The 11,791-nt window shown below is 37.6% G+C and carries 8 protein-coding genes and 4 tRNA genes; 2 read left to right on the forward strand and 10 right to left on the reverse strand.

Annotation, left to right across the window (positions count from 1 at the left end; translation table 11 throughout):
* Positions 1-90 precede the first annotated feature (90 nt).
* The 8 genes from H4J76_RS19055 to H4J76_RS19090 form a co-directional block, all read right to left on the reverse strand.
* Positions 91-167, reverse strand: a tRNA-Asp gene (locus H4J76_RS19055).
* Positions 168-306: 139 nt separating this feature from the next.
* A tRNA-Asp gene (locus H4J76_RS19060) sits at positions 307-383 on the reverse strand.
* 87 nt (positions 384-470) lie between these two features.
* Positions 471-547 (reverse strand) — tRNA-Asp (locus tag H4J76_RS19065).
* Between the two features lie 52 nt (positions 548-599).
* Positions 600-676: transfer RNA gene (locus H4J76_RS19070), tRNA-Asp, on the reverse strand.
* A 167-nt stretch (positions 677-843) separates the two neighbouring features.
* Positions 844-2,172 carry a TIGR03503 family protein gene (locus H4J76_RS19075; RefSeq protein WP_182216150.1) on the reverse strand — a complete coding sequence of 443 codons (1,329 nt, stop codon included), beginning with the start codon at positions 2,170-2,172 and terminating at the stop codon, positions 844-846.
* Entirely contained in the window at positions 2,160-2,885 is a 726-nt protein-coding gene (gene dnaQ, locus H4J76_RS19080) for a DNA polymerase III subunit epsilon (protein WP_182216152.1), read from the reverse strand. Before dnaQ ends, H4J76_RS19075 begins: the two co-directional genes overlap by 13 nt.
* 10 nt (positions 2,886-2,895) lie before the next feature.
* Entirely contained in the window at positions 2,896-3,396 is a 501-nt protein-coding gene (locus H4J76_RS19085; protein WP_182216154.1) for a DUF2919 family protein, read from the reverse strand.
* Positions 3,389-4,123: a DUF599 domain-containing protein gene (locus H4J76_RS19090; protein WP_182216155.1), complete on the reverse strand. Its 735-nt coding sequence runs from the start codon at positions 4,121-4,123 to the stop codon at positions 3,389-3,391. Before H4J76_RS19090 ends, H4J76_RS19085 begins: the two co-directional genes overlap by 8 nt.
* A gap of 249 nt (positions 4,124-4,372) precedes the next feature.
* Between H4J76_RS19090 and H4J76_RS19095 the strand changes: the two genes are divergently transcribed.
* Positions 4,373-6,769, forward strand: coding sequence for a carbohydrate binding family 9 domain-containing protein (locus H4J76_RS19095; RefSeq protein ID WP_182231108.1), 2,397 nt, complete (start codon positions 4,373-4,375; stop codon positions 6,767-6,769).
* 171 nt (positions 6,770-6,940) lie between these two features.
* The gene (locus H4J76_RS19100; RefSeq protein ID WP_182216159.1) at positions 6,941-9,250 is read left to right on the forward strand and encodes a carbohydrate binding family 9 domain-containing protein; all 2,310 of its coding nucleotides are present in this window, start codon (positions 6,941-6,943) and stop codon (positions 9,248-9,250) included.
* Between the two features lie 173 nt (positions 9,251-9,423).
* Here the strand turns inward: H4J76_RS19100 and H4J76_RS19105 are convergent, their stop codons facing one another.
* Together H4J76_RS19105 and H4J76_RS19110 are read right to left on the reverse strand one after the other, a co-directional pair.
* A complete protein-coding gene (locus H4J76_RS19105; RefSeq protein WP_182231109.1) occupies positions 9,424-10,476 on the reverse strand; it encodes a hypothetical protein in 1,053 nt (350 codons plus the stop codon).
* A gap of 78 nt (positions 10,477-10,554) precedes the next feature.
* Complete coding sequence (locus H4J76_RS19110) at positions 10,555-11,607, reverse strand: hypothetical protein (protein ID WP_182231110.1); 1,053 nt, start codon at positions 11,605-11,607, stop codon at positions 10,555-10,557.
* Positions 11,608-11,791: the final 184 nt, after the last annotated feature.

Below are 11,791 nucleotides of genomic sequence, written 5' to 3' on the forward strand. Positions count from 1 at the left end.
TGAGGTCTTGAGGTCTTGAGGTCTTGAGGTCTTGAGGTCTTGAACTATTTTAATTTTTTATATGACTATAAAAAACAGTAAAAACAATGTTGGCGGAGTGGACGGGACTCGAACCCGCGACCCCCGGCGTGACAGGCCGGTATTCTAACCAACTGAACTACCACTCCGCTGTATTGCTTTCTTCAAGTTTTACTACCTAAGTAGACGGTACTTAAACCCGTGATTTTACTTTTGAATGTTAGTATAAAAGATGTCACGCCTTTTATAGTTAGGTCATTCAAACCTTATTCTTAATTTAAACAATGTTGGCGGAGTGGACGGGACTCGAACCCGCGACCCCCGGCGTGACAGGCCGGTATTCTAACCAACTGAACTACCACTCCGCTGTATTGCTTTTGAATGTTATAATAAAAGATGTCACGCCTTTTATCGTTAGGTCATTCAAACCTTATTCTTTACTTAAACAATGTTGGCGGAGTGGACGGGACTCGAACCCGCGACCCCCGGCGTGACAGGCCGGTATTCTAACCAACTGAACTACCACTCCGCTGTATTGTTTTAAACGTTTAGTAAAACTAGGTGCTTAACCTTTGATTAATTGGCGGAGTGGACGGGACTCGAACCCGCGACCCCCGGCGTGACAGGCCGGTATTCTAACCAACTGAACTACCACTCCGCTGTATAATCAACACATTCGTCAACAAGTCGTTGAATGCGGCGGAGATAATACGGTTAAGACGCAGAGCAGTCAACCACTTTTTTAATATAATTAACTGTATGCACGTTTGATGTACAATACGGAGGAATTACATTCAAAAATGGCTTTATTTAATTGGCTATTCATCATTTTTTGTTCTTTTTTCGGCGAGATATAAAGTAAAAGACTAACGCAATAAGGACGATTCCGACGTTTGCAACAGCAATAATAATATAAGTTTGTAGATCTTTTTCACTTTTTGCGCTTTCTTGTTCGACTTTAGCTTCTTGCAACTCCATGGCTAATTGTTTAGCTTTTTCCTCTGCTAGTATAATTTTATCGGTAATAACAACATCCGCTTTGTCTACAGGGAGTGATGTCATTTCACCATTAGCATTTAGGGTCGGCATCACTAAGCCCGTTTTACTTTCTGCATTAAAGGTAAATTGTTCTAACACTAAACGGAATTCGCGGCCGTTAATTGTTTTGCCAAAAACACTCACTTGTATACGATGAACACCTGACTCGGTGTAAGCAAGTTCGTAAGTACGTAAATTTCCTTTTCCTTCCATAATAGAAAATGGTACTTCTTGACGGTCTGGAAAAATAACTTTCCCTTGAAACAAAACACTATCCATATCTACATAAGTGGGGTCGATAGTAAAGATGACCTTGTGAGACTTCCCGACTTCCATTACGGGTTCAACAGAAATGGTAATTGGTGTCTTTTGCAAAATAATGGGTTTTTGTCGTAACTCTCGAGTAGCCATCGGCATAATAACAGAGTAAATAGGTAGCCATTCACCCGGAGCAAAAGCAAGTTCAAATTCGCCGGTAAAGACACCATCCTTGGCATACTCATCTAAGTCACGGCCATCATCACGAAACTGCGCTATTTTAATGGGTTCAGCACCAAAATTATCATACGCAGAATTATTGGTACTAAAAAAATCTACATTGAGGTTAATAACGTCACGAAAGAGTGGATCGTCAATAGCTTGTTCTCCATTATAAAGGTGCCCTTCAATTTTTAAGGTTTCTCCCGAGAGGATAACCTCAGGTAAGGGGTCAACTTTAATAGTGACATCAGTGACAACCATAATGTGGCTTTGCGGTAAAATATCACCAATAGCCTGCCAAGGGCCGGGCATTGGATTTTTAATGGTGATTAAATCAAAAGTACGATCATCAAACCAAGTGATTTTATCTTTAGGTAAATTATTAATTTTAATTTTGGTGCCATCAGGGCGCACAAGTATGATGGGTGGCGTGCCACTTCTTCGATAAAATAACAGAGTTATTTCTTCAAGCAAGGCATCTATTTTAAACCGATTTTCAAAATAAGGAATAGCATTGGTAACATTATCTGATTGGTAATAATCAATTTTGGTTTGTTGTCCATAACTTGGTATAGATATCAATAGAAAGGCTACTACTATGATAATAAAAAGTTTTGACTGACCTATTTGGGCCATATTGGTTCGCTCCCTTTTTCAGCAACAATCGCTAATCTTTCACTATGCTTAATAAGTTCATCGGCAGAAGCTTGGATAACCTTTAATTTTGTTCGTTGTGCGGGTAAACGACGAATAGCATTACTGTCACCTGATTCGCTGCCTGCTGATAGATTTAACACGGACTGCTTACGCGTCATCTCTACATAAACAAACGCTAAAAGTTGAGCATCGATTAATGCACCATGATAAGTGCGGTCGACTAATTTATCGACACGATAGTAACGGGCTAAATAATCTAGGGTCTTTGGTGAACCAAATTCATCTTTTGAAACATGCAACGTATCTATAACAGTACACATATCACGAGTGTTGGGAATATTTCGCTTTAATAAAGCAAATTCATTGTCCATAAAGCCGATATCAAATTTAGCGTTATGAATAACAAGGCGTGCACCTTTAATAAATCCGATAAAGTCATCGGCGACTTGACTAAATAAAGGTTTATCACGAAGGAACTCATTGGTTAATCCGTGAATATTGATAACTTCCTGATCCATTTCAAATAATGGATTGATATAAACGTGAAAACTACGACCGGTTAACTGTCGGTTGATCATTTCAACACAGCCTACTTCAACAATTCGGTGCCCTTCCCTAGGATTAATACCCGTTGTTTCTGTATCTAATATAATTAATCGTTCATCTTGCTGTACAGCTTGTTCGTTATTCATTGTGATTTCATCACCTTTTTTTTGGGTCAGGAAGTGGCTCTGGAAACTCAGTAATATTTATTGTAAATTTTTTACTGAGATTTAACATGATTATAAGCGCTCCAACAATAATAGCTTGGGTAATTAACCATGTTAATGACAGTAAATGCCAATAAAAAAAGCCAACTAAGCAAATAATCAAATCAAAAAGTAAGGCGAAAGTGAGAATACCTTTACCATGGCGCCATGATTTTTTAACCCAACCTTTCGCATTTGGCCGCCGTAAACTTAAGACAAGGACAATAAAAACACCTAACGCCCCAGAGCCTAAGCTTAAATAAAACAATGATGTTTCAGGGTATATCCATTGAATAATACCAACACGGTCTTTCATATTGGTTACCGACATTAGCCAAACAACATAACCCCGTAAAATAAAAATCAAGGCTACGTAGACCCATTTTGATATTTTCAAACAATCAAAATTGTCAAAATCTTGCACCGAATAAGCAGAGTAATTATGTTTACTCATCAATATCATGACCGCGCTTTTTTGTATGCTCTATTCTTAAGTGCTCTTGTGCGGCGGTAATAGCTTTTACTGCTCGGGATCTAAATTCACGATAAAATAAAGTATAAACAACCAGTAAACTGGCAAAAATAAATAACGCAGGATGAAAAAACCAACACATTGCCGCAATAGAAAAATAATAAGAACGTAATCCATAATTATAAGAATGTGCGGCTTGGTCTTGTACTATTGCCATTTGTTTTGCATAGGCACGCAAGTTTTCATCTTCGCCTAACTCATCATAAGGCGCAGCACCAATCATGACATTTAAAAAGCCATACTGTCGCATAGACCAAGTAAATTGAAAAAAGGACATAATGAAAATAAAAGCTAAGACACCTAATTTTAATTGTATCGCCGCATGATTTGGAAAATCAGCATAGGGAATTGAACCTATTACCGCTTCTAAACGTTCGACTTGAGCGAATAGAGTCAATACACCGGCTAAAACCAGTAAAGTTGTTGAAGCAAAAAAAGCAATATTTCGCTCCAAATTTGCTAACAACGCAGCTTCACCAACACGAATATCTCGCGTCATTAGCTCATTCATCCAATGAATTCTATGTTGATGAAGACATCTGGCGATACAATTAGTGTTTTTTGCCTTGACACGAGCAAACCAAGTGTAACCAATCCAACAAGTTACAAAGCATATAAAGGCAAGAATATCGAGTAAAGTAAGTGGCATAATAATGAAGAACTAGATAACAGGCATTCCATTATGCAGGAGAATATTTATAGATTCGAGCTAAATTTTCTACGATTAAGCATGCAAAAAATGTTAGAAAAAACCATTAATCGTATTCCTTATACCAGTTATCGTAATTCCTTTGACAGAAAGTCTAACTTTCTTCACCATCGCCGGTAAATCTATTACTTAAGTTTACCGTCAGTATTGCAGATAAACTTTGTGCAAACACTTTCCTTTGGAGCATCAATGTTCACTGTCAAATTCAGCCATATTTTGACTATTTCCACTTTATTATTTTCTTTTCATTGTAAAGCTAACGCGCAACAGTCAACCCAAATCCCAAGGATTTCAGGTAAAATAACCATAGATGCTAAATTAGATGAAAAACAATGGCGCCATGCAAAAAAAATATTAATCAATAACGTTACTCGTCCATACGACAATATACCTAGCCAAGTTCATACCGAAGCGTTATTAATGGAAGATGGCGGTACTTTCTATATTGCTTTCATTGCTGAAGATCCCAACCCAAGCCAAATTCGAGCGTTTTACCGCGATAGAGATCAATCATGGGGTGACGATGTCGTTGGCATAAAAATTGACACTTATAACGACCAACGTTCGGCTTATCGATTTTTAGTCAACCCTTTAGGCTCTCAAATCGACGGTGTCGAAAATGAAATAACGAAAAGTGAAAGTGATTCTTGGGATGGCATCTGGGACAGTGCAGGAATAATTAACGATAAAGGCTATATAGTAGAAATGGCTTTACCCCTTCGTATGCTTAACTTTACTGAAAAATCGTCATTACAAGATTGGGGCATTGAATTAATGCGTTTTTATCCGAGAAACGAATTTTTTCGTTTCTCAAACGTCCGCCTTGAACGAGATAACGACTGTGAGTTATGCCAACTTCACACGATTGAAGGCTTTACGGGGGCAAAACAAGGCGATAACTTAACCGTTACGCCTTCACTTGTTACCGGCGTTAATGAACAAAGAGAAAATAATGAGGATTGGCAGAGTGAAACCAACACAGAAGCTAGCTTAGATGTTCGTTGGGGAATAACACCTGACTGGGTGTTGAATGCCACAATTAATCCAGACTTTTCAACAGTTGAAACAGATAATGCTCAGTTAAATATCAATAATAACTTTGCACTTTTCACCCAAGAAAAAAGACCGTTTTTTCTAGATAATGCTGATTACTTTGATTCAAATTATAACCTGATTTATACCCGAAATATTAACGCGCCAAACTACGGTGCTAAATTAACTGGTCGAGAAAATGATCACTCCTTTGGTTTATTTGTCACCGATGACGACAGTACCAATATTTTAATCCCCGGTAATAGAGGCTCTTCCATAGCGAGCATCGAAGGCGAATCAAAAGCAAGCGCTTTTCGCTATCGTTACAATTTTAACGAAAACATCACTATGGGGACCGTAAGTACCATACGTACCGCCGAAGATTATCAAAATATAGTACACAGTGTCGGCAGTCAAATTAGACTTTCAACGGCTGATGTCTTTAAGTTTCAAGCGCTTTATTCAACTACAGAATATCCTGATAACTTATTTGAGCAATTTTGTAATGCCGATGATAGCGACGATTCAAGTGAGTCAGACAATTGCCATGCGCCACCAGAAAACATTGACTGTGGCTATAGTCAATGTGATTACAATGAGCAGGTTTTACGGACCTTAAAAGATGATAAGTTTAGTGGTAGTGCCTTTAAAACAAGCTATTCTCACAATGACCGAGACTGGTATTACCGCGTAACATACGATCAGCAAAATTCTGGCTTTCGTGGTGATTTAGGCTTTATTCCTAATGTTGACTACAAGCGTTTTTCTGTTGGTGGTGATAGAAAGTGGTATGCGAAACCAGGCGAATGGTGGACGAAATTTAAAATATATTCTGATTGGGATATCACCCATAACGACAATAATGAATTGATTGAAAAAGAATTTGATATCAACGCTCAACTAAATTCAAGTATGAATTCATACTTCCGCTTTTCTTATTCAAACCGTGATTTAGTCGGTTTAAGAAAAGATAAAAGTATTTTAGCCATTGACGGTAACACCACCTTATTTACCGAAAATCAATTTTCACTCTTTGGTGAAGTTAATCCAATGCTAGGTCTATACTTTAACAGTAACTTTAAATACGGCGATGCCATTGATTATAGAAACAACCGTCTGGGCCGTACTAAACAGTGGAGTTCAAAGGTAACCTTAAATGTTGATAAGCATTTAGAATTAAATATCAAACATACCTTTAATCAATTAGATGCCACTAATCATAATGTCGATGCGACCAGTAACAACGTCTTTACTGCAAGATTGACCGATTTTAGAGCAACGTACCAATTTAATGTGTTAAGTTTTTTACGTTTTAGTTTTATTTATAATAATACCAACAGAAATATTAACAATTATATTTACACGGATCCCGAAGATATTACCCAAAGCAGGAAGAACGTCTCAACTGAATTGTTGTACGCCTACAAGTTGAATTCGCAAACAGTTTTCTATCTAGGCTATTCTGATAGACACTACACCGAAGAAGATTTTAGCGACTTAAATCAAAATAAACGTAATCTCTTTATGAAGTTTAGCTATGCTTGGATGAAGTAAAAATAAATAAAAATCCCATCAGCTTTTAAGTAAAGTCGCCATTTGGCGACTTTTTTATTGCCTGCTAATAATAGAGCTAGAATAATTAATGATTGTTTTAACTGCATTTTTTTGACACAATTTATCCAGAGTCACAATATAAAAATAATAAAATGTAACCCTGGAGAAAAAATGTTGTTGTTAAGAAGTAGCTACAAAGCCCTAGTAGCTAGTATATTCTTACTATTTTCACAGAATAGTTTTGCTGAACAAAATGCCCAAGAACAAACAATTAATAAAATCGATCATTTATCGATACCTTATGCTAAAACAAAAGTCACCATAGACGGCAACATCAACGAAGAGGAATGGTCTCAGGCATTATCCATAGAGCTCAACATTGTTAATTCCCCTTGGAATAATAAGCCTAGCCCGGTTAAAACCACCGCAAAAATATTTGAAAATGGCGAGACCATTTATATCTCTTTTATTGCCCAAGATCCCAACCCAGAAGAAATAATTGCCTACTTAGGTGACCGAGATACACGACTCGAAGACGATGTGGTGGGTATAAAACTCGACACTTACAACAATCGACGATTAAGTTATGAACTCTTTGTTAATCCTTACGGATCGCAAATCGATAGAATAAAAAACGAACTCACCGGTGATGTCAATTCAGCTTGGGATGGTATGTGGCAATCGTTTGGCAAAAGAACAGCGAGTGGCTATCAAGTTGAAATGGCTGTGCCCTACCATGCATTGAACTTTGCTGACACAGATGAAGAAAAAACCTGGGCAATTGAGTTTATTCGTCTCTACCCGCGCGACTCTCGCCTGCGTATATCTCATATACCGCTCGACCGAGACAATGATTGTTGGTTATGCCAAATACCTGAAGCAAAAGGTTTTAAAGATGCAAAAACCGGTAACAATTTAACAATCACGCCAGCAATAGTGGCAAGTAAAAATGATACTCGTGACATTTACGACCCACAAGATGAATGGCAAAGCGATAACGACACCGAAGCGGGCGTTGACTTACGCTGGGGGATTAATGCCAACACGCTATTAAACGTTACGGTAAACCCAGATTTTTCGACAGTAGAGTCTGATGCGGGACAACTTAGCGTTAATAAAACCTATTCCTTGTTTTATCGTGAGGCTCGCCCTTTCTTTGTAGAAAACTCAGATTATTTCTCTTCAAATTTTAATTTAGTTTATACCAGAAACATTGCCGACCCTGATTATGGTGCAAAATTAACCGGTACTAATGACAACCATACCTATGGTGCTTTTATTAGTCATGACACAGAAACTAATTTTATTGTGCCAGGAAATACCGGCTCACGTTTAAAATCGTTAGATGAAGAAAGCCACTCTGGCGCATTTAAATATCGCTACGACTTTTCTGAAGACTTTTCATTAGGTGCAATTAGCACCTTAAGAAAGTCTGATAGTTATCAAAATACCGTTGCCGGTATCAATACCAAATATAAAATGGATGACTCAAATGCTATTCTTGCACAAGTTGTTCATTCAAACAGTGACAATTCAATAGAGGAGTCGACTGATTTTGCCGACCAAGCGGTCAAACTTAGTTATGAGCACAACTCGGAGTATTGGTCGGTAAGTGCTGAACATCAAAAAATAGGTAAAGATTTCCGTGCTGATTTAGGTTTTATGCCCCAAGCTGATTATCAAGATGAGAGACTATTAGTTGACCGTTTCTTTTACAGTGAAGGCGACAGCTTTTGGCAAGAAGCAAAATTGTCAGGTCAGTGGCAAATTAAACACAATGAAAATGGTGAATTGCTCGAAAAAAGTTTGGCTTCGAGTTTTACGATTGATGGCCCTAAACTTTCACAATTTGATATTATGTTTACCTATGCAGATAAAATAGGGTTACGTAAAAGTGAGTTAAATCAATTAAATGGTGGCCTCGCAGCAATTGAGTTTGATGACTCTATTGACGGTAATACCGACCGGTTTACTGAAAAGCTTTTGACTATGTTTGCGTATATAAAACCAACAAGATACCTTTATGGTGAAGTTTATTTTTCTTTTGGTAAAAAAATAGATTACCAAAATAATCGCCTCGCTGATTATCAAGAAATTTATGCGAACACTCGCCTTAACCCAACCAGTCATTTAGAGATTGATTTTTCTTATACTTATGAAACTCTCGATACGAGTCAAGGTAATGTATACGATGCGAACATAGTGGAATTAAGAGTTTCTTACCAATTTGATGTGAACAGTTATCTTAAATTAAATGTTGTTTACTACGATGTAGATAAAAATCCAGATAATAATATTTCAGCTTATTCGAACACCAATAGTGATTTATCAACACAATTAATTTATAGCTATAAGCTTAATCCACAGACAGTATTTTTCTTAGGATATTCAGACACTAGCTATCAAGATGACGACTTAACTACGTTAAGGCGTGGCGAACGTACTTTGTTTACTAAAGTTAGTTACGCTTGGATGCCTTAGCACCTTATTAATCGATAAATAAGTTTAGTTTGATAGCGGTTATCAAACTAAACTTTATTTTACACTGCGACTTTAATAAAAGCTCTTGTCGTTGTTTATCTACGAAAATCAGCGCTATTCAGACGATTGATTAACACATCGTTTCATCAATTATCAACTATCAATCAAACCTTCTACCTGCCTTCTGCCATGTTCTGCAACAGTAGTAAGCGTTGTTGTTCCTGCGAAGAAGCTTGATAGGGCAAATCGCTTAAACTGTTGACTGCAAAACCTTTTATTGCATGTTCATCAATTGAACTATCACCGTACTTGGTCGGTTCACCGGGAGCAGGTGACATTAATTCAATTGAAAAAGTTGATAAGTAAAATGGCGCTTGCCTGCCTTGTAATACTGACCGGTGAGCTTTTAAATAAAGATGACTATTGCCCTTATTGAGTTTTGCTTTGCTAACTAAGTGGGCGATGGGTTGGTAATTGGCATCAAATAAATTTGCCCGCATTCTATATAGGCCTTGCTCTCTAGTGGTTAAATTAGCTTTTAATACCATATCAGCATCTTCATTGTAGGCCGGTTCAAAACTTTCTAGGGTAGCAACTGAATCAACATATTTAAGTGCTAGGGTAATATTAATATTCTTACCGTTAATTTTCGCCTTAATCGATGCTTGCAATTCTCGTGGCAAATCTCTTTTACCGGTAAAGTGTGAATGCCAGTTTTCTTCACCCTGTTCAAATTGACTGGTCAATAATACTTTACCTGTAATGATATCGACAAGTTGCAGCTCTGCGCCGGTAATATTTTCACCGGTTAGTGTCGCAAAAACGACTTCGGGATAGGTATAACGATATTTTGATAATGCGGCACTTACTTGAGTGCCATTGTCGTCGACTAACATAGATTGTGGATTAAAAAAATTAGGGGTTAAGCGGTCAAAATCTTTATCCGTTAAAGGTTGTGAATAGGGTGGAAAAGTTAACTCTGCCGCATACGCTTGTGCAACAAGTACTGCTGAATCGTTTGAAGTGATTTTATTAACTGTAACCTCGAGCGAACTATTATTACTTGGCGGCTGTTTTGGCAAGCTAGTTGTCTTAATTGGAATTGTTTTTTTCAAGGGTTCATTAACAATCGTTAGTTTTTGCGGTATTGATGGCCAAAAGAGCCAAACAACAACGGCGATAGTAGATATAACACTGAATTGTTTTAACAATGATTTTTTTTTCATAACGGCTTTACTCTTTTGCCAAGACACTGTTGATTTTCCTTGATTAACCTAGAAAACCAACAGCCTTAACTATATTATTTAATTCGGAATCGCGTCATAAATGAGCGTTGACATACTGTCATCATTCGAATTTTCAATATAGAGATAATTACTTTTCCAAAGCCACCAGCCAGTCGTTTTAGTATAAGTGTCAAAGTAAATACTTTCTCCTGACAGTAGGTTTTTCTGATTACTTGCTGCCGTCACTTTACCTTGCTGTTGTGGCTCAAGTAACGAACCATGACTATAAGCTTTACCCATAAGCATTGGATAATGGTATGGCATAAAACCATTAACGGCATTACCTTGCTGTTCTATTTTACCATTTAACGCGATACCGGTACTGCAGCTACCGTATCTTGCTTGGCGATTAGCTCCGCAAGAGGAGTGCGTACCAACAACACCGTCGTCATTACCTTGAATAAATGGGCTAGTAACCCCTAAATATTCACTTGCATCACCGACAAAGCGTAGACGAGGGATCCTCGCATCTGGTAATGGTGCAAGTTGTCTAGCGTTATTGACTTTTAAATCATTAAGTACGCCCATTTCATCGCCAAGATCGCCGCCTAACCAAGCCTCTAATGCTGCCTCAATGACAAAAGACCACGTTTCTGTACCCTCAGCAACACTTACCGCCACATCAGCAAGTTCACTACCACCACCTGCGCCAGCAATGTCAAAAGTTGCAACAATATTCAGTGGTGCTAATCCAGCATTTTCCAACCAAGTTTCTTGGTTATCTATAATATACCGTGCCACTAAATCACCGGTTGAATGTGTTACAAAGATGCAACCCGGTGTACAAAAGTTACTTTCAGAAAATGATTTCAACTTTGGCCAAACATAATCTGTGGCTATTTTACCTTCTATTCGTTCATATGAAGGCCAGTCAATACGGGCATCACTGAGGTTATTCCAATAGCCTTGCCAGTAATTTTGACCACTCGCCGTAACGTCACCATCAACAATAAGTTGTTGTGGCTGAAAGCCATGGATAAGTACTATTTTATATTCTTTACTGTAAGAAGCTGCTGAGCAGAATGTCAGGCAGATCCCTGCTACAACCGTTATACGTTTGATTATATTCATTATTTCCCCAAATTATTTTAAATTTTATTTTATAATTATATTTTTACGTCTTATTTTTATTGGTGCTACAACTCATCGGACGTTCGACCAGTTAAAATTGATAATAGTCCAATGACCATTTATTAGTCAATGGCTAATTATTTATAATTTTGATAGTTTATTGACAATTTATTGATAGTTTATT

Origin of the sequence: Colwellia sp. BRX9-1, from assembly GCF_014077195.1 — a bacterium.
Classification (GTDB): domain Bacteria; phylum Pseudomonadota; class Gammaproteobacteria; order Enterobacterales; family Alteromonadaceae; genus Colwellia_A.

What these genes read in the sequence shown, in the direction of transcription:
- H4J76_RS19100 (WP_182216159.1), top strand. Translation starts at nt 6,941, where the DNA reads ATGTTGTTGTTAAGAAGTAGCTACAAAGCCCTAGTAGCTAGTATATTC.
- H4J76_RS19085 (WP_182216154.1), bottom strand. Translation starts at nt 3,396, where the DNA reads ATGAGTAAACATAATTACTCTGCTTATTCGGTGCAAGATTTTGACAAT.
- dnaQ (WP_182216152.1), bottom strand. Translation starts at nt 2,885, where the DNA reads ATGAATAACGAACAAGCTGTACAGCAAGATGAACGATTAATTATATTA.
- H4J76_RS19090 (WP_182216155.1), bottom strand. Translation starts at nt 4,123, where the DNA reads ATGCCACTTACTTTACTCGATATTCTTGCCTTTATATGCTTTGTAACT.
- H4J76_RS19105 (WP_182231109.1), bottom strand. Translation starts at nt 10,476, where the DNA reads ATGAAAAAAAAATCATTGTTAAAACAATTCAGTGTTATATCTACTATC.
- H4J76_RS19075 (WP_182216150.1), bottom strand. Translation starts at nt 2,172, where the DNA reads ATGGCCCAAATAGGTCAGTCAAAACTTTTTATTATCATAGTAGTAGCC.
- H4J76_RS19095 (WP_182231108.1), top strand. Translation starts at nt 4,373, where the DNA reads ATGTTCACTGTCAAATTCAGCCATATTTTGACTATTTCCACTTTATTA.
- H4J76_RS19110 (WP_182231110.1), bottom strand. Translation starts at nt 11,607, where the DNA reads ATGAATATAATCAAACGTATAACGGTTGTAGCAGGGATCTGCCTGACA.